Consider the following 19,644-nt stretch of genomic DNA (forward strand, 5'->3'; position numbering starts at 1 on the left):
CTTACACCTTCTCAACCTGAACAAGGTTCGTATGTGACGGGTTCCCCTTTGCCAGGGGAGACGGACGCTGGGTGGTCAATACGTTGATACAGCCGCCCTGGTCAATGCGTTTTGTATCCGGGTCATACCAGGCCCCTTCCCCTAACGCAACCACGCCCGGCATCATCCGCGGCGTCACTTTCGCCTCAATATGTAGCTCTCCGCGACCATTGAAGATGCGGACCTTGTCGCCATTACGAATACCGCGTTTTTGCGCGTCGAGCGGGTTGATCCACATCTCCTGGCGGCACGACGCTTTCAGGACATCCACGTTGCCATAGGTGGAGTGAACGCGAGATTTATAGTGGAAGCCCGTTAGCTGCAGCGGGTAATCTTTGGTCAACGGATCGTTGTAATTCTCAAAGCCCGGTGTATAGATCGGCAATGGATCGATGACATCGCCTTCCGGCAGTTCCCAGGTTGCGGCAATCTCCGCCAGTTCCTGCGAGTAGATCTCGATTTTACCCGACGGCGTGGTCAATGGATTGGCCTGCGGATCGTCACGGAACGCCTTATAGGCCACATGGTGCCCTTCCGGATCGCGCTGCTTAAACAGACCCTGTTTACGGAATTCCTCAAAGGTCGGCAGCGCCGGAATCGCTTTACGCGACTGCTCGTACAGATGACGCATCCACTCTTCCTGAGTGCGTCCTTCAGTAAACTGCTGCTCGACGCCCAGACGCTTCGCCAGTTCGCTGGTCATCTCATAGATGGTTTTGCATTCGAAACGCGGCTTGATGGCCTGATCGGCAAAAATCACATAAGACATATTCCCGCAGGAAGCATCCAGCGCGAAGTCCATCTGTTCAGAAGCCGTGCAGTCCGGCAGCAGGATATCGGCATACTTCGCCGACGACGTCATGTGACAGTCGATGACGACAATCATTTCGCACTTCTTGTCATCCTGCAGGATGTCATGCGTGCGGTTGATCTCTGAGTGCTGGTTGATCAGACAGTTACCGGCGTAGTTCCAGATCATCTTAATCGGCACGTCGAGTTTATCTTTGCCGCGCACGCCATCACGCAGCGCGGTCATTTCTGGACCGCGTTCAATCGCGTCAGTCCACATAAACATGGAGATACTGGTGTCTATCGGGTTTTCCAGCGTTGGCATCCGTACAAACGGCAGATCGTAAGAGCCTTCACGTGCGCCGCTGTTGCCGCCGTTGATCCCGACGTTACCGGTCAGAATGGCCAGCATTGAAATGGCACGGGTGGCGATTTCACCGTTCGCGTGGCGCTGCGGACCCCAGCCCTGGCTAATATAGGCCGGTTTTGCGCTGCCGATTTCACGCGCCAGTTTGATAATACGGTCTGCCGGAATGCCGGTAATTTGCGCCGCCCATTCAGGCGTTTTTGGCGTACCGTCATTCCCCTGGCCGAGGATATAGGCCTTATAGTGACCATTCTTCGGCGCGCTGGCTGGCAACGTTTTCTCGTCGTAGCCCACACAGTATTTATCGAGGAACGGCTGATCGACCATATTCTCAGTAATCAGCACATAAGCCAGCGCATTCACCAGCGCCGCATCGGTACCCGGACGAATTGGGATCCATTCATCTTCACGACCGGCCCCGGTATCGGTATAGCGCGGATCGATAATGATCATCCGGGCATTCGATTTCTGTCGCGCCTGTTCCAGATAATAGGTCACCCCACCACCACTCATGCGGGTTTCGCCAGGGTTGTTACCGAACAGGACTACCAGTTTGCTGTTTTCGATGTCAGACGGGCTGTTACCATCCGCCCAACCACCGTAGGTGTAGTTCAGACCCGCCGCAATTTGTGCGGAAGAATAATCACCATAGTGGTTCAAATAACCGCCGCAGCAGTTCATCAGACGCGCCACCAGGGTATTTCCCGGCGGCCAGGAACGGGTCATCGTACCGCCCAGCGTACCGGTGCCGTAATTGAGGTAGATAGACTCGTTACCGTAGTCTTTAATCAGGCGCTGCATGTTGCTGGCGATGATGTCGTAAGCCTCATCCCAACTGATACGCTCGAATTTACCTTCTCCGCGTTTGCCCACGCGTTTCATCGGGTATTTCAGACGATCCGGGTTATAGACACGACGGCGCATGGAGCGCCCGCGCAGACAGGCGCGCACCTGATGTAAGCCGTCGTAGTTGTCGTCACCGGTGTTGTCGGTTTCAACATATTTGATTTCGCCATCCACAACATGCATGCGTAACGGGCAACGACTCCCGCAGTTTACGGTACAGGCGCTCCAGACGATTTTTTCACTGGCTTGTGCCGGGCTCAGGGCTTCGGCAGCATTAGCGATACGGGTAAATGGCAGGGTAAACGCGCTGCTGGCCATCGCCAGTCCGCCTATCGCCGTCGTTTTGACTAAACCGCGACGACTCACCTCCGCTGCCATCACGGCATCAGGGATCTTAGTTTTCATAAAGGCTCACTCTGCTTGCTTACAGTAAAAAAACAGAAATTGATGTTATTATTTGAGTAGTTAAGTACTGCTATATAGTTTTATATATAACGCATTTACAGGATAACAGCGCAAAATGCTGAATTTCATTCGAAGGTAATATTACCCCCAAGGGAGTAATGATTATTGTCCGGCGTCAAACAGGCATAAAAAAAGCGCCCAAAGGCGCTTTTTAGAAAAGAGTGGAGCGAGGATTAACCAATATATTCCAGTCCGTTCATGTACGGACGTAACACTTCTGGTACTTCGATACGACCATCAGCCTGCTGGTAGTTTTCCATCACGGCTACCAGCGTACGACCGACCGCCAGACCAGAACCGTTCAGAGTATGCACCAGACGGGTCTTTTTATCGGACTTGCTGCGGCAGCGTGCCTGCATACGGCGCGCCTGGAAATCCCAGACGTTAGAGCAGGACGAAATCTCGCGGTAGGTATTCTGCGCCGGTACCCACACTTCCAGATCGTAGGTTTTACATGCGCCGAAGCCCATGTCGCCGGTGCAAAGAATGATTTTGCGATACGGCAGACCCAGCAGTTGCAGCACTTTCTCCGCATGGCCAGTCATCTCTTCCAGAGCCGCCATTGAATCTTCCGGGCGAACGATCTGTACCATTTCAACTTTGTCGAACTGGTGCATACGGATCAGGCCACGGGTATCACGACCGTAGGAACCCGCTTCAGAGCGGAAGCACGGTGTGTGCGCCGTCATTTTGATCGGCAATTGGTCTTCATCGATGATTTCATCACGCACCAGGTTGGTCAGCGGCACTTCCGCCGTCGGGATCAACGCGTAGTTGCTGCTGTCAGCCTCTTCTTCCAGCGGACGGGTATGGAACAGATCGCCGGCAAATTTCGGCAACTGACCCGTACCGTACAGGGTGTCATGGTTGACCAGATACGGCACATAGTTTTCGCTGTAGCCATGCTGCTCCGTGTGCAGATCGAGCATGAACTGCGAGAGCGCACGGTGCATACGGGCAATCTGCCCTTTCATCACCACAAAACGGGAACCCGTCAGCTTAACGGCAGCAGCGAAGTCCAGACCGGTATGCATTTCGCCCAGCGTGACGTGATCGCGAACCTCAAAGTCAAACTCGCGCGGGGTACCCCAGCGGCTGACTTCAACGTTATCGTTCTCGTCTTTACCCACCGGAACATCGTCAGCAGGCAGGTTAGGAATGGTCAGCGCGATATCGCGGATCTCAGCCTGTAAAACATCCAGCTCCGCTTTTGCGGCATCCAGCTCTTCGCCCAGTTTGTTCACTTCCAGACGTAAAGGCTCGATATCTTCCCCGCGCGCTTTCGCCTGGCCGATGGATTTCGATCGAGAGTTACGCTCTGCCTGCAGGTTTTCAGTATTGACCTGCAAAACTTTACGACGCTCTTCAAGAGCGCGCAGCTTATCTACATCCAGCTTAAAGCCCCGGCGTGCCAGTTTTTCAGCGACTGCGTCTGGCTCATTACGCAGCAGATTGGGATCGAGCATGCTTATCCTGTGCTTATCGAATTGAAAGAGGAAAATGTGACCACAGCCTGCGGTCACAGGGATACAGTGCCAACATTACCGCAACGCCTGCGCTAACGGTAGCGTTTTATAGGGCTATTTTGATCCTGTCCGGCGAGCCAGGCGAGCTTTTCGCCAATCTTGCCCTCAAGACCTCTGTTTGTGGGGTGATAATAGCGTGTTTGTGCCATCTCCTGCGGGAAATATTCCTCTCCGGCGGCATAGGCATTCGGTTCGTCATGCGCATAACGATATTCCTGGCCGTAACCCATCTCTTTCATCAGCTTTGTCGGCGCATTGCGCAAATGAACAGGCACGTCATAGTCAGGACGTTCGCGGGCATCGGACATCGCCGCTTTAAAAGCGGTATACACCGCATTGCTTTTCGGTGCGCAGGCCAGATAGACAATCGCCTGGGCGATAGCGCGCTCGCCTTCAGCAGGCCCCACACGCGTGAAGCAGTCCCAGGCGGAAATCGCCACCTGCATCGCACGCGGATCGGCATTACCCACATCTTCGGAAGCAATCGCCAGGCAACGGCGCGCGACATACAGCGGATCGCCCCCTGCTGTAATGATTCGTGCATACCAGTAAAGTGCCGCATCCGGCGCGCTGCCGCGAACTGATTTATGCAATGCGGAAATGAGATCGTAGAAGCGGTCGCCTTTATTATCAAAACGCGCACTGCGCTCGCCGGCGATTTCGGTCAACAGTGCGGGAAGCAGCACTCGCTTGCCGCTGTCATCCACTTCCGCCATATCGGCCATCATTTCCAGGGTGTTCAATGCGCGGCGCGCATCACCGTTGACCAGTTCCGCGATGGCTCTGCGGGTATCATCTGGCAGAACGATATCCTGCCCACCGTAGCCCCGCGCCTTGTCTTCCATCGCCTGACGGAGAACCTGTTCGATATCTTCCGTGGTCAACGATTTGAGCAAATAGACGCGCGCCCGCGACAACAGCGCAGAATTCAGTTCAAACGACGGGTTTTCGGTGGTTGCCCCGATAAAGGTGATCGTGCCGTCTTCAATATGCGGCAAGAACGCATCCTGTTGGCTTTTATTAAAACGGTGAACTTCGTCAACAAACAGGATGGTACGACGCCCGGCATTACGATTCTGTCGGGCGCGTTCGATGGCTTCGCGGATCTCTTTCACGCCGGAGGTGACCGCTGAAATCCGCTCAACGTCAGCATCGGCGTAGCGGGCAATCACTTCAGCAAGCGTGGTTTTTCCGGTACCTGGCGGTCCCCACAAGATCATGGAGTGCAGATGTCCGGCTTCAATCGCGCGCGGCAACGGTTTACCCGCAGCCAGCAGGTGCTGCTGACCAATATACTGCGCTAAATTTTCTGGCCGCATCCGCGCGGCCAGTGGCTGAAAGGTATTATCAGAAAAATCGAGCGACAGGTTGCTCACGCAGGCCTCTACTTACGTTGATCGTCTACCGTTACGCCTTGCGGTGGAGTGAAAGTGAACTTCGATGCGTCAACGGCGCCATTCTGCTGCGATTTCAGCTGATAGCTGCTGCGCTGGTCATCCTGCTCCACGGCGCTGAACTGATGAATGGTCCCGTCACGACCCACGTTGATGGTGAACTGTTTCAGATTACCGTTGCTGGTTTTCGGCGTCAGGACGAAGTCGTCACCGTTCTGCTTGATATTGTACTGTTGCCAGTCGCTGGACTGGTTGCGGGCAATCAGCATAAACGGCGTGTTGCCGGTGGCATCTTTCAGCCAGGTCGCGGTGGCCTGCTCAACAAACGGGTTGAAGAACCACAGCGTTTTCCCATCAGAAACCAGAATGCTTTCATCAGGCTGCGTCATGTGCCAGTTAAACAGGTTGGGACGCTTCACCCACAAATCACCCTGACCTTCCTGAACAGCGGCACCGCTGCCATCGGTCACTTTCTGCGTAAAGCTGGCGTGGAAGCTGCTTACTTTATCCAGACGACTTTTCAGATCGCTGGCGGCATCCGCCCAAACGCTGCTTACCACGAATCCTGAGAGTAATGCACAGGTGATTGCGATTTTTTTCATTGTTATTCCTCAAAATACGTCACTCCCGACCGGGAGATCCCTCTGCTATCCATTCCAGGCCAAAAATCAGCGTGAGGAAAGAAGACAATACTGAATTACGTAACTTTGCACTTAGTCAAACGGTGGCGGTGCCAGCACTTCACGATTGCCGTTATGGCCCTGCTCGCTGACGATCCCCTGCGCTTCCATCTGTTCGATAATACGCGCCGCACGGTTGTAGCCAATGCGGAACTGGCGCTGTACGCCGGAGATGGACGCTTTGCGTTTCTCTGTCACAAAGTTAACAGCCTGATCGAATAACGGATCCAGCTCTTCGCCGCCGTCAAAACCACCGCCGCCGCCTTCGCTTTCGCTGTCGGAGGTGATGCCATCCACATACTGCGGACGCCCACGCGCCTTCCAGTCCTGTACCACCGCGTGCACTTCCTGATCACGGACAAATGCGCCGTGAACACGCACCGGCATGGTGGAGTTTGGCCCGGAGTAAAGCATATCCCCCATCCCCAGCAGCGATTCTGCACCGCCCTGATCGAGGATAGTACGCGAGTCAATCTTACTGGACACAGTGAAGGCAATACGTGTCGGTATGTTGGCTTTGATAAGACCAGTAATGACGTCAACCGATGGACGCTGCGTCGCCAGCACCAGGTGGATCCCGGCCGCACGGGCTTTTTGCGCCAGTCGGGCAATCAGCTCTTCAACTTTCTTACCGACGGTCATCATCAGGTCGGCAAATTCGTCCACCAGCACAACGATATACGGCAGTTTTTCCAGTACCGGATGCTGCGCATCCATACTGTCGCCCGGCTTCCAGTACGGGTCCGGAATCGGACGTCCCATCCGCGCGGCTTCGGCTATCTTCTCATTGTAACCCGCGAGATTACGCACGCCCAGCGCAGACATCAGCTTGTAACGGCGCTCCATCTCGTTAACGCTCCAGCGCAGGGCGTTAGCGGCGTCTTTCATATCCGTGACGACTTCCGTCAGCAGATGCGGAATGCCTTCGTAAACCGACAGCTCCAGCATTTTCGGGTCGATCATGATGAAGCGCACGTCTTCCGGCTGCGCTTTGTAAAGCATGCTGAGGATCATGGCGTTCACCCCAACCGATTTACCCGAACCGGTTGTCCCCGCCACCAGCAGGTGCGGCATTTTCGCCAGATCGGCCACCACCGGATCGCCGGCAATATCTTTACCCAACACGACGGTCAGCGGCGACGGGTTCTCACGGAACTTCGCGTTATCCAACACTTCACGCAGATAAACGGTCTGCCGTTTTTTGTTCGGCAATTCCAGGCCTACGTACGGTTTACCCGGAATCACTTCCACCACGCGCACCGCAACGGTCGACAATGAACGCGCCAGGTCACGAGAAAGGTTGGAAATACGCGCCGCCTTCACGCCCGGCGCCAGATTCAGTTCAAAACGCGTAATCACCGGACCAGGCGAGTAATTCACCACATCAGCCTTGATGCGGAAGTCTGCCAGGCGGGCTTCAACCAGGCGCGCCATTTGCTCCAGCGCGAAGGTATCAACCGGCTCCACTTCACTCGGCGGCTGCGTCAGCAGATCCAGCGAAGGCAGTGGCGTCGTCGGTCTTTGCAGCGGACGACTGTCACCGTTGCGCATCAGCAGCGGGTGAATCAGGCTTTCCTGCGGCTGTGGCGCTACCGGCTGTTGTGGCTGCTGATACTGCGGCTGCGGCACTACCGGCTGTTGCGGCTGCTGATACTGCGGCTGCGGCGTTACCGGCTGTTGCGGCTGCTGATACTGCGGCTGCGGCGCTATCGGTTGTTGCGGCTGTTGATATTGCGGCTGCGGGGCTACCGGCTGTTGGTACTGCGGCGCGGTGGGTTGCTGAACAGGCGCAGACTCCGGCATTACGCCCGGCGTAAACAGCGGTTCATGCGGGCCGTTATCGACCAGCGTTTTCATGGGCGAAAACTCAAAATCATCCAGCGAGAATGGATTTGCTCCGGCAGGTTGCTCACCGGCGTAGCGCTGTTGCTGTGAAGAGGCAAACTGGCGCGCCAGTTCAGCTTCCGCAGCGGCATCTTCATCGTCGGCCTGCGTTGGCTCATGCTGATACTCGTCGCCATAACGACTTTGCTGCGACTGGGCAAACTGACGAGCCAGTTCGTCCTGTTGCATGGCGTCGATTTCATCATCGCCATACTGCGGATCGTGTTGTCCGGCTTCACGCGCTCTCTCCTCAGCCATACGCTGAGAAGGCAATTTTATGCCATATGATGCCAGCTCACGGCGTGTCGGTACACGTACGCGATTGGGACGAGGCAGTTGCGGGCCAATCCCTTCTTTTACCTGCGGACGCGGCGCTCCGCCGTTCGCGAGGCTGAAGACTGGCGCAGCTGCTGCCGCCGTCGCACCGGCTGATAAGGTCGCGTCCTTCACGCCTGCAGCGATCGGCGCAATGGCCGCAGCAGCGTCAACAGGCGGTATAGCAGGCGCTGTTGAGGGTGCAGGAACCACCGGTTCAGGCGCATTAACCGGTTCAGGAATCGGCTGATACCACGCGGCCAGTTGCTCACGTTCACGCGCACGCTTTTCTTCCACTTCTTCAAAGTAGTACAGCGGCGGACGCGCAGGTTTTGTCTCTTCGACTACCGGCTCAGGCTCTGTAATCGGGGTCTGTTGAACCACAGGCTCCTGCGGCGGTAAAGGCGCCGGTTGATACGCTGGCTGATGATAAACCGGCGGCTGGACAGGCTCCGGTTGATAAACCGGCTCAGGCTGCCAGGGTTGTTCTGCCGCAGCCTGCGGTTGCTGCCACGGTTGCTGTGGTTCGCCTGGCTGCGGATAACCGGTTTCAGGGGCCACTGGCGCAGCGTATTGCGGTTCAGTCGGAACAGGCTGTTGCCATGTCTCATTCTGCGCCTGTTGCGGTTGCGCGTACGGATTGTGCGGCGGATAGCCTTCCGGCGCAGGCGCGATCACCGGCTCGCCGGTTTGCGGGCCTGGTACAGGCTGCCATGCAACCGCGGGTTGTACAGGAACGGTTTCCGCCCCCGGTACAGGCGGCGTTTGCATTATCGGATCAACCGGCGCGGCCCAGGCCTGAGTCGCGGCCGTTGCTGCCGCCGCAGCGGCGACGGGTTCGGTTACCGAATGACCGTTTAGCAGCGGATCGTACTCATCATATTCGGGCTGTGTCGCACGATGCCCGGAAAACAGCACATCGCCGGGATCGGCCGGAACGCCGCGCGCGCTCCAGGAGATCTCATCGTCATCATCCATGCGTCTGCCGGAGAAGAGCGCCGCGTCAGTCTGACGGCCATGCGGATTAATAAATTTTTCAGCCAGACGTTTACGACGCGCCAGCGCGCCGCGAAGAATACGCGCCCGACGGGATTCACGTTTCCCGCCCTCGGCTTCATCTTCATACTCTTCATCGTCTTCGTATTCGTCGTCTTCTACCCAGGTATCATCACGACGCGTACGGTTGCTGGCAAAGGTCAGAATATTGAGCAGCCAGCCACCGAGTTTTTCGGCGATGCTGACCCACGACCAGCCGGTGAAGAGCGTCAGCCCTGCCGCCCACACGCACAGAAGCGTAATGGTGCCGCCACTGCTGTGCAGCAGCGGTTGCAGCGTGGTACTCAACAGACTGCCAATCACCCCGCCGGACGCGAAGTACCAGATGTCATCGGCATTAATGGCGGCCAGACCGCAGGAGGTGAGGATAAGGGCCAGCACGCCAATGATGCGCAGCGAGACGGCAAAATAGTCGATATAGTCATCGGTCGCCTGGTGACGCCAGGTAAACCAGCAGCCACCCACAATGATGACAGGGATGATGTACGCCATAATCCCAAAGATAAAGAACAGGGTATCCGCCAGCCACGCCCCCGGAGCCCCGCCCAGATTATGGATAGGCTCATGCCAGGCCGTTTGCGACCAGCTGGGATCAGAAGGGTTAAAGCTCAGTAAGGCTGCCATCAGCCAGACGGCAAAAAGGGCAATAAGAATCAGCAACGCCTCCAGAAGTCGGCGCCCGCTGCTTAACTTTGTCAATGTGACTTCTTTGTCTTCAGTGTATTCCTGGCTCAAAAAAGGCTCTCCAGGTTTCGGGCTTTTCCTGCCCGATGCTAAAACGGACAACAGCACCGGGTTACCCCGGCACTGTTGCTGTATGGATTAACAGGAGTGTAATCAAAATACGCCGATTTTGCACCTGTTCCGTATTAGCGCGTCTTAATAACCAGACGATTACTCTGTTTGACTTCTTCCATTACCACGTAAGTACGGGTGTCATTGACGCCAGGCAGACGCAGCAGGGTTTCCCCCAGCAGTTTACGATAGGCTGACATGTCCGGCACTCGTGTTTTCAACAGGTAGTCGAAATCACCGGACACCAAATGACACTCTTGAATTTCTTCAAGTTTCTGTACGGCGGCGTTGAATTGTTCAAACACATCCGGAGCGCCACGATTCAGAGTAATCTCAACAAATACCAGAAGTGATGCATCCAGATAATGCGGGTTCAACAGCGCTGTATAGCCCTGAATGAAACCCTGTCTTTCCAGACGACGCACACGCTCAAGGCAGGGCGTCGGGGAAAGTCCCACTCGTTTAGAAAGCTCGACGTTAGAAATACGCCCATCCTTTTGCAGCTCATTAAGAATGTTACGATCAATACGGTCGAGATCTTTGCCAGGGCGCTTCTTGCTATCTACCATTATTATTGTCTCTCTGTATTCCTTCCCTACTCCTGCCTGACTCATCAAACGTCATTGTCGAGAGTCGATGCCCATCACCATAGACCGAACCCAAGAGGATTAACGGCGCGCAATGCCTGGGTCTATAGTGAGAAGACCGTTGCCTGACGGCAGCTATCGACATCACGAATGGCGTCTGTCCACACCATGCGTAGATTTCGCTAGCCCGGTAAACATGGTATTTATATGCATGATTATGCGGCACACACACAACACTGTTTTTTTCTTCCTCGAATGTTTTCGCAAAACAGCAGGTGATTGTCAAAGTAAAACATCGATTTTTAGTACAACATGCCAGTTATTCATTACGCGTTAAGACGATTCATCATTTTATCACCTTATAACTGAGCGATTTTAAGTAGAATTCATTATGACGTGACTGCAGATTTGTTCACTCATTGGCCTCGTCTATTCCACAAATTGTTAACAAAATCGCTATACTCTTTTTTTACGCCGTCAAATTCCCTACAATCCAGCCCATTGCCTGCCAACAACAATGAGGATCTCATGGGCACGACCAAACACAGTAAACTGCTTATCCTGGGTTCCGGCCCGGCGGGATACACCGCGGCGGTCTATGCTGCGCGCGCAAACCTGCAGCCGGTACTGATTACCGGTATGGAAAAAGGCGGTCAACTGACCACCACAACAGAAGTGGAAAACTGGCCGGGCGATCCAAACGATCTGACCGGACCACTGCTGATGGAACGCATGCACGAACATGCGACTAAGTTTGAAACCGAGATCATCTTCGATCACATCAATAAAGTGGACCTGCAAAACCGTCCGTTCCGTCTGATCGGTGACAGTGCAGAGTACACCTGTGATGCGCTGATCATCGCAACCGGCGCATCCGCCCGTTATCTTGGTCTGCCGTCAGAAGAGGCATTCAAAGGCCGTGGCGTTTCTGCCTGCGCTACCTGCGACGGCTTTTTCTATCGTAATCAGAAAGTCGCGGTTATCGGCGGTGGTAACACGGCCGTCGAAGAAGCGCTGTATCTGGCGAACATTGCCTCTGAAGTTCACCTGATTCACCGTCGTGACGGCTTCCGCGCGGAAAAAATTCTGATTAAACGTCTGATGGACAAAGTGGAGAACGGCAACATCGTACTGCACACCCACCGCACGCTGGAAGAAGTGACCGGCGATCAGATGGGCGTCACGGGTCTGCGCCTGCGTGATACACAGAATACGGACAACATTGAGTCACTGGAAGTTGCGGGGCTGTTTGTTGCCATCGGCCATAGCCCGAACACGGCGATTTTCGACGGTCAGCTTGAGCTGGAAAACGGCTACATCAAAGTGCAGTCCGGGAGTCACGGTAACGCGACTCAGACCAGCATCCCGGGCGTCTTTGCTGCGGGCGACGTGATGGACCACATTTACCGTCAGGCTATTACCTCCGCAGGCACCGGTTGTATGGCTGCGCTGGATGCTGAACGCTACCTCGACGGTTTAGCCGACGCGTGCAAATAGTTTTTACAAATCAGTAACAAAAGTAAATAAGGCGACTATAAGTCGCCTTTATTTTTGCCCCGTTGTAACATTGCCCTGCCTAAAAATTCTGATAACTCACCTGCAAAGCGCGCAATGAATAAAACTCGTCAACAAGAGCTAACCCGCTGGTTAAAACAGCAAAGTGTCATTTCCCAACGCTGGCTTATGATTTCTCGCCTGCTGGGGTTCGTGAGTGGCGTACTGATTGTCGCTCAGGCCTGGATCATGGCTCGCATTCTGCAACATATGATCATGGAGAATATCCCACGCGAGGCGTTGCTGTTGCCATTTGTCGTGCTGGTGCTGATCTTTATCCTCCGCGCCTGGGTTGTCTGGCTACGCGAACGCGTAGGATTCCATGCGGGCCAACATATCCGGTTTGAGATCCGCCGCCAGGTGCTCGACCGCCTGCAACAGGCCGGTCCGGCATGGATCCAGGGAAAACCCGCAGGAAGCTGGGCCACGCTGGTGCTGGAACAAATTGACGATATGCACGATTACTACGCTCGTTATCTGCCGCAGATGGCGCTGGCAGTGTGTGTTCCCATCCTGATCGTCGCGGCTATTTTTCCGTCGAACTGGGCCGCCGCGTTGATCCTTCTCGGCACTGCGCCGCTGATCCCTCTGTTCATGGCGATGGTCGGTATGGGCGCTGCCGATGCTAACCGGCGTAATTTCCTTGCCCTGGCGCGTCTGAGCGGACATTTCCTCGATCGCTTACGCGGAATGGATACTCTGCGCATTTTTGGCCGTGGTGAAGCTGAAACCGAAAGCATTCGCGTCGCGTCGCAAGATTTCCGCCAGCGCACGATGGAAGTGCTGCGCCTCGCCTTTTTATCGTCGGGCGTGCTGGAGTTTTTTACCTCGCTTTCCATTGCGCTGGTCGCGGTTTACTTTGGCTTCTCCTACCTCGGTGAACTTAATTTCGGCCACTACGGTACGGGCGTCACGCTGGCAGCAGGCTTCCTCGCCCTCATTCTGGCCCCTGAGTTTTTTCAGCCGCTGCGCGATTTAGGGACGTTTTATCACGCTAAAGCACAGGCGGTAGGCGCGGCAGACAGTCTGAAAACGTTTATGGAAACGCCGCTCGCCCATCCGGAACAAGGCGATGTGGAGTTATCCGCGCAAGAGCCTGTTTCCATTGACGCCGTCGATCTCATCATTTCGTCGCCAGAAGGCAAAACCCTGGCGGGACCGCTGAACTTCTCCCTCCCTGCCGGGCAGCGTACCGTGCTGGTCGGCCGCAGCGGTTCGGGTAAGAGTTCCCTGCTGAATGCGCTTTCCGGCTTCCTCTCTTATCAGGGATCGCTGCGCATTAACGGGGTGGAACTTCGCGAGTTGTCGCCAGAGTCCTGGCGTAAGCATCTCTCCTGGGTGGGGCAAAACCCACAGTTGCCCGCGGCGACGATACGGGAAAACGTTCTGCTGGCTCGCCCGAATGCCAGTGAGCAAGAGTTGCGTACTGCGCTCGACAGCGCCTGGGTCAGTGAATTCCTGCCGCTGTTACCGCAGGGAGTGGATACGCCCGTTGGTGATCAGGCCGGACGTTTGTCCGTCGGTCAGGCGCAGCGCGTGGCGGTAGCCCGTGCGCTCCTTAATCCTTGCAAGCTGCTGCTGCTGGACGAACCGGCTGCCAGCCTGGATGCCCATAGCGAACAGCGGGTCATGCAGGCGCTGAAAGCCGCCTCAAAACGCCAGACAACGCTGATGGTCACGCACCAGCTTGAAGATCTTGCTGACTGGGACACGATTTGGGTGATGCAGGACGGACAGATTATCGAACAGGGCTCCTGGGCCGAACTGAGTACCGCCAACGGCGCATTTGCGACGCTGTTGGCCCATCGTCAGGAGGAGATCTAAATGCGTGCGTTGCTGCCTTATCTGACGCTCTATAAACGTCACAAGTGGATGTTAACGCTGGGTATTGTGCTGGCGATTATCACCTTACTCGCCAGCATTGGCCTGCTGACGCTGTCCGGCTGGTTCCTCTCTGCGTCGGCCGTCGCGGGCTTTGCCGGTATCTACAGTTTTAACTATATGCTGCCTGCTGCGGGCGTGCGCGGCGCGGCCATTACCCGGACTGCCGGACGCTATTTTGAGCGGCTGGTCAGCCATGATGCCACCTTCCGCGTGCTGCAACATTTGCGCATTCACACCTTCAGCAAGCTGCTGCCGCTCTCCCCTGCCGGGCTGGCCCGCTATCGTCAGGGTGAACTGTTGAACCGCATTGTGGCAGATGTGGATACGCTGGATCACCTCTACCTGCGCGTCATCTCCCCTCTGGTGGGTGCCTTTGTGGTGATTATGGTTGTGACGATCGGTCTGAGCGTGCTGGATGTCACCCTCGCCTGCACCCTTGGCGGCGTGATGCTGTTGACGCTGTTTATCATGCCGCCGGTGTTTTATCGCGCCGGTAAAACCACCGGACAAAACCTGACGCACCTACGCGGACAGTATCGTCAGCAGTTGACCGCATGGTTACAGGGCCAGGCTGAACTGACCATTTTCGGCGCCAGCGACCGCTACCGCGCGCAGATGGAGGCCACCGAATTACAGTGGCACGAAGCGCAGCGTCGCCAGTCTGAACTGACGGCACTGTCACAGGCGCTGATGTTGCTCATCGGCGCCGTAGCCATCTTACTGATGCTGTGGATGGCGGCAGGCGGCGTAGGTGGCAACGCTCAGCCTGGTGCGCTGATTGCCCTGTTTGTCTTTTGCGCGCTGGCGGCATTTGAAGCGCTGGCTCCGGTGACCGGCGCATTCCAGCATCTGGGACAGGTCATCGCCTCCGCCATGCGGATCACCGAACTGACCGAGCAGAAGCCGGAAGTGACTTTCCCGACTGACATATCCGACGTCCCGGTTCAGGTCACCCTGACGCTGCATGACGTTTCATTCAGCTACCCCGAACAGGCGCAAAAAGCGCTGGATTCGCTCTCCCTGCAGGTAAATCCTGGCGAACACATCGCCATTCTTGGGCGCACCGGGTGTGGTAAATCGACATTGCTGCAACTGCTCACGCGCGCGTGGGATCCGCAGCAGGGCGAGATCCTGCTCAACGGTCGCCCGATTGCGACATTGAATGAAGCGACGCTACGCAAGACCATCAGCGTTGTGCCACAGCGCGTACACTTGTTCAGCGCCACCCTGCGCGACAACCTGCTGCTTGCCGCGCCCGACGCCAGTGACGAACAGCTGGCAGACACGCTGCGCCGCGTCGGGCTGGAGAAACTTCTCGACGATGCCGGCCTCAACAGTTGGCTGGGCGAAGGCGGTCGTCAGTTATCCGGTGGCGAACTGCGCCGTCTGGCGATCGCCCGTGCGCTTTTGCACGATGCGCCGTTGATGCTGCTTGATGAACCGACGGAAGGCCTGGATGCGACGACCGAAAGCCAAATGCTTGAATTGCTGGCAGAGGTGATGCGCGATAAAACGTTACTGATGGTGACGCATCGCCTGCGCGGACTCGCGCGTTTTGATCAAATAATAGTGATGGACAACGGCCAAATTATTGAGCAAGGTAATCACGCAGATCTGTTAGCGCAGCAGGGTCGTTATTACCAGTTTAAGCAAGGTCTGTAAGCTATTATTGAACGATCCGACTCGCGTACTGGAGTTCTGCTGTCATGCGCCTGGTTCAGCTTTCCCGACACTCTATCGCCTTCCCTTCGCCGGAGGGCGCTTTACGCGAGCCAAACGGCCTGCTGGCGCTTGGGGGCGATCTCAGCCCTGCGCGCCTGCTGATGGCCTATCAACGCGGTATTTTCCCGTGGTTTTCGCCTGGCGATCCTATTCTCTGGTGGTCACCGGATCCCCGCGCCATTCTGTGGCCTGACACGTTTCATGTCAGCCGTAGCATGAAGCGCTTCCATAAGCGCTCTCCGTATCGCGTCACGCTGAATTATGCGTTTGGCCAGGTCATTGAGGGATGCGCCAACGATCGCGATGAAGGCACCTGGATCACCCAGGGCGTGGTAGAGGCCTATCATCGACTGCACGAACTGGGACATGCCCATTCCATTGAGGTCTGGCGCGAAAATACGCTGGTTGGCGGGATGTATGGCGTTTCTCAGGGGGCTCTGTTTTGCGGCGAATCAATGTTCAGCCGACAAGAGAATGCGTCAAAAACCGCACTGCTGGTTTTTTGCGCAGAATTTGTTCGCCAGGGCGGTAAATTAATGGATTGTCAGGTGCTCAATAGTCATACCGAATCGTTAGGGGCAGTCGAAATTCCGCGCCGGGTGTATCTGGAACACCTCGATGCATTACGTCAGCAACGTTTACCTCGCGATTTTTGGGTCCCTCGCACGTTATTTTTGCCCCAGGGGTGAATGTTTTCGGCACATTTTTTGTCAGGGTGTTATAATTGCAGTCGCAGAGTTGGTTTAGCCCATTACCCCGCTGCCGTTAAGGATCCGTTCGCGTCAGGTAACGCCATCGTTTATCTCATCGCTCCCTTATACGTTGCGCTTCACGTGCGGCTTTGTCGTGTGTTTTTGAAGCGATCCAGAGTAATGCGCCAAATTTTGTTTGCTGCGTTTTAAACGTGCAAATCTTTACTTATTAAAAGAACTTCGGCATTATCTTGCCGGTTCAAATTACGGTAGTGATACCCCAGAGGATTAGATGGCCAAAGAAGACAATATTGAAATGCAGGGTACCGTTCTCGAAACGTTACCTAATACCATGTTCCGCGTAGAGTTAGAAAACGGTCACGTGGTTACTGCACACATCTCCGGTAAAATGCGTAAAAACTACATCCGCATCCTGACGGGCGACAAAGTGACTGTTGAGCTGACCCCGTACGACCTGAGCAAGGGCCGCATTGTCTTCCGTAGTCGCTGATTGTTTTCACGCCCGAATGGCGTCCAGATAATAAAAGGTCGGTCAATCCGGCCTTTTTTGTTGCATGAAAATCCCCTACTCTTCCGCCATCCGCGCATACTCATCCGTCAGAAAATCCACCAGCGCTCTGACCGATGGCAGTAATCCCCTGCGTGAAGGGAAAACGGCGTGAATTACCTCTCTTCTCGGCTCCCAACCTTCCAGTAACGCAACCACTACCCCCGCCGCAAGCTGTTCTTTCACCATTAAGATAGGAAGTTGTACGGCACCGACGCCGGCGATGGCCGCCTCGCGCAATGCCAGCATGTCGGTCGTGATAAATCGCGGGGTAAAGTGCACTTCCGCTCTGGCCCCTTGCGGACCATACAGTTCCCAGCGATGAATATGTTTGCCTGCCGACAGACTCAGTCCGGGCCAACGGCATAATTCCGACGGCGCCGTCGGGGTGCCCATACGTGCGATCAGCGCCGGGCTGGCAAACAACCGGTGTGCGCGGTCGGCAAGCACCCGCATCACCAGATCGCTGTCCTCGATCGGGCGAGGACGCACTCTGATTGCAATATCAACGCCTTCCCCTACCACATCAACGCGACGGTTCGTGGCTTCGAGTTGCAGCGTCACATCGGGGTAGCGCGCCATAAATTTCGCCAGCATCGGTCCCACGTGGACGTGAAGCAGCGTTACCGGACACGTCAACTTCACCACGCCGCGAGGCTCAACCTGTAATGCGGCAATCGCATCCTGCGCCGCCTGTGCTTCCACCAGCATTGCTTTGCAGTGTTCATAGAACGTTTGTCCCACTTCCGTGACGTTAAACTGCCGCGTCGTCCGCTGGATGAGTCGCACCCCCAGTTGCTCCTCCAGTTGCGCAATGCGCCGGCTGAGCTTTGACTTCGGTTCATCGAGTGCGCGACCTGCTGCAGCAAACCCGCCCTGCTCCACGACATGGACAAACCATGCAAAATCATTGAGATCTGGCTTTACCATTTATTGTTCCATTTTCAGAACGATGAGGTTCATTTTAGCCACTACTCACCTCGCCGTCATGAATATAAGCTTATTCATAACGTAACAAGCCATTGAGGAGAGAATGATGAAACAGGTTACAGGCGTCTATACCGCACCTCGTCCGCACTGGGTTGGCGATGGATTTCCGGTTCGTTCACTGTTTTCGTACCAGTCCCACGGTGAGCAGTTGAGCCCATTTTTGTTGCTTGACTATGCCGGTCCCCATACGTTCGCGCCGGGAACAGAAAAGCGTGGCGTGGGTGAGCATCCCCACCGTGGTTTTGAAACGGTGACAATTGTGTACAGCGGGGAAGTTGAGCATCGCGACTCAACCGGTCGCGGCGGCATTATCGGCCCCGGAGACGTGCAATGGATGACCGCTGGCGCAGGCATTCTGCATGAGGAATTTCACTCTGAAGTCTTCACCCGAAAGGGGGGAGAACTGGAAATGGTGCAACTGTGGGTGAATCTGCCAGCAAAAGACAAAATGACGGCACCGGGTTATCAGAGCATCACTCAGGATTTCATCCCGACCGTTGAGCTGCCGGACGATGCAGGGACCGCGCGAATCATTGCCGGTCAGTATCAGCAAACGACCGGTCCGGCACGCACGTTCTCGCCGCTGAATGTCTGGGATATGCGGTTACAACAGGCGCGCCCGGTGACGCTTTCGCAGCCTGAAGGGTGGAGTACCGCGCTGATCGTCCTGAAAGGCTCAATCACGGTAAATGGATCGACAACAGCAAGCGAGGCACAACTGGTGGTATTAAGCCAGCAAGGGGACGCATTGCATCTGGAAGCCACCCACGATGCCAGCGTGTTGTTACTGTCGGGAGAACCGCTGAATGAACCGATCGTCGGCTACGGTCCGTTTGTCATGAATACCAAACAAGAAATCGCAGAAGCCGTTCGCGATTTTAACGCGGGCCGCTTTGGTCAAATCTGAGCGTGAGGAGATCGTGAAGAACCGCGAAATACTGGATTCACAACGCTAAATCACTTCCCCGACGGCTTACGTCGGGGAAGATGTACAATGCGTAACCAAACGAGAAGCAAAGCGTAAATACTGCTTGACCGTTTTCGCGCAACTCCCTATAGTAGCGCCCCGTTGCCCCCCAAGCGGTCAGGCAGCAATACAATATGGTGAGGTGTCCGAGTGGCTGAAGGAGCACGCCTGGAAAGTGTGTATACGGCAACGTATCGGGGGTTCGAATCCCCCCCTCACCGCCATATTTGAGAAAGAGCTCGTACGAAAGTACGGGCTTTTTTTTTCGCATATGGCACACGCCGGGGGGATGAGAATCCCCGACCGGGGTTCGACAACGGGCGCAGACCGTTGGACTGCCCGCACAAAAACGCCTGGAGCGCTTTTGAACAACGCTTGCGTTGGCCCCGAAGGGGCGAGGTCCAGGGATGGGCCGAGTAACGGCGAGCGATGCGAGTCACCCCCCTTCACCGCCATATTCACGTTTTTGTTTGCCACTGAAGTCATCTGCAATTTTATCCAATACAGCGCACAACACGACTGGC

General features: G+C 55.5%; 13 protein-coding genes, 1 tRNA gene and 1 pseudogene. 8 read left to right on the plus strand and 7 right to left on the minus strand.

Going from position 1 to position 19,644, the window contains the following annotated elements; all coding sequences use genetic code 11:
• Nucleotide 1 precedes the first annotated feature (1 nt).
• The 6 genes from dmsA to lrp form a co-directional block, all read right to left on the minus strand.
• Nucleotides 2-2,446, minus strand: coding sequence for a dimethylsulfoxide reductase subunit A (gene dmsA, locus WM46_RS09920; protein WP_102602159.1), 2,445 nt, complete (start codon nt 2,444-2,446; stop codon nt 2-4).
• A 233-nt stretch (nt 2,447-2,679) separates the two neighbouring features.
• On the minus strand, nt 2,680-3,972 hold the full coding sequence (gene serS / locus WM46_RS09925) for a serine--tRNA ligase (protein ID WP_046478664.1): 1,293 nt from the start codon (nt 3,970-3,972) through the stop codon (nt 2,680-2,682).
• A 92-nt stretch (nt 3,973-4,064) separates the two neighbouring features.
• Nucleotides 4,065-5,408 carry a replication-associated recombination protein RarA gene (rarA, locus tag WM46_RS09930; RefSeq protein ID WP_042320252.1) on the minus strand — a complete coding sequence of 448 codons (1,344 nt, stop codon included), beginning with the start codon at nt 5,406-5,408 and terminating at the stop codon, nt 4,065-4,067.
• An 8-nt stretch (nt 5,409-5,416) separates the two neighbouring features.
• Nucleotides 5,417-6,028, minus strand: coding sequence for an outer membrane lipoprotein chaperone LolA (lolA, locus tag WM46_RS09935; RefSeq protein ID WP_044256345.1), 612 nt, complete (start codon nt 6,026-6,028; stop codon nt 5,417-5,419).
• A 111-nt stretch (nt 6,029-6,139) separates the two neighbouring features.
• Entirely contained in the window at nt 6,140-10,096 is a 3,957-nt protein-coding gene (ftsK, locus tag WM46_RS09940) for a DNA translocase FtsK (RefSeq protein WP_187394477.1), read from the minus strand.
• Nucleotides 10,097-10,230: 134 nt separating this feature from the next.
• Complete coding sequence (gene lrp, locus WM46_RS09945; RefSeq protein WP_000228469.1) at nt 10,231-10,725, minus strand: leucine-responsive transcriptional regulator Lrp; 495 nt, start codon at nt 10,723-10,725, stop codon at nt 10,231-10,233.
• A 546-nt stretch (nt 10,726-11,271) separates the two neighbouring features.
• Between lrp and trxB the strand changes: the two genes are divergently transcribed.
• From trxB to infA, 6 genes and pseudogenes are all read left to right on the plus strand, one after another.
• Nucleotides 11,272-12,240, plus strand: coding sequence for a thioredoxin-disulfide reductase (gene trxB, locus WM46_RS09955; protein WP_061077012.1), 969 nt, complete (start codon nt 11,272-11,274; stop codon nt 12,238-12,240).
• Between the two features lie 114 nt (nt 12,241-12,354).
• Nucleotides 12,355-14,121, plus strand: coding sequence for a heme ABC transporter permease/ATP-binding protein CydD (cydD, locus tag WM46_RS09960; protein ID WP_102602161.1), 1,767 nt, complete (start codon nt 12,355-12,357; stop codon nt 14,119-14,121).
• Entirely contained in the window at nt 14,122-15,843 is a 1,722-nt protein-coding gene (gene cydC / locus WM46_RS09965; RefSeq protein WP_102602162.1) for a heme ABC transporter ATP-binding protein/permease CydC, read from the plus strand.
• A 44-nt stretch (nt 15,844-15,887) separates the two neighbouring features.
• On the plus strand, nt 15,888-16,592 hold the full coding sequence (aat, locus tag WM46_RS09970) for a leucyl/phenylalanyl-tRNA--protein transferase (protein ID WP_102602163.1): 705 nt from the start codon (nt 15,888-15,890) through the stop codon (nt 16,590-16,592).
• Nucleotides 16,593-16,960, plus strand: a pseudogene (locus WM46_RS26830) (hypothetical protein).
• Nucleotides 16,888-17,106: a translation initiation factor IF-1 gene (gene infA, locus WM46_RS09975; RefSeq protein ID WP_001040187.1), complete on the plus strand. Its 219-nt coding sequence runs from the start codon at nt 16,888-16,890 to the stop codon at nt 17,104-17,106. The pseudogene WM46_RS26830 and the gene infA overlap by 73 nt, the downstream one beginning before the upstream one ends.
• Nucleotides 17,107-17,181: 75 nt before the next feature.
• Here the strand turns inward: infA and WM46_RS09980 are convergent, their stop codons facing one another.
• On the minus strand, nt 17,182-18,093 hold the full coding sequence (locus tag WM46_RS09980) for a LysR family transcriptional regulator (protein ID WP_102602164.1): 912 nt from the start codon (nt 18,091-18,093) through the stop codon (nt 17,182-17,184).
• 106 nt (nt 18,094-18,199) lie between these two features.
• Between WM46_RS09980 and WM46_RS09985 the strand changes: the two genes are divergently transcribed.
• A complete protein-coding gene (locus tag WM46_RS09985; protein WP_102602165.1) occupies nt 18,200-19,060 on the plus strand; it encodes a pirin family protein in 861 nt (286 codons plus the stop codon).
• A 196-nt stretch (nt 19,061-19,256) separates the two neighbouring features.
• Nucleotides 19,257-19,344 (plus strand) — tRNA-Ser (locus tag WM46_RS09990).
• The last annotated feature ends 300 nt before the right edge of the window (nt 19,345-19,644 follow it).

This window comes from Citrobacter freundii complex sp. CFNIH2 (genome assembly GCF_002880615.1).
GTDB lineage: Bacteria > Pseudomonadota > Gammaproteobacteria > Enterobacterales > Enterobacteriaceae > Citrobacter_A > Citrobacter_A amalonaticus_F.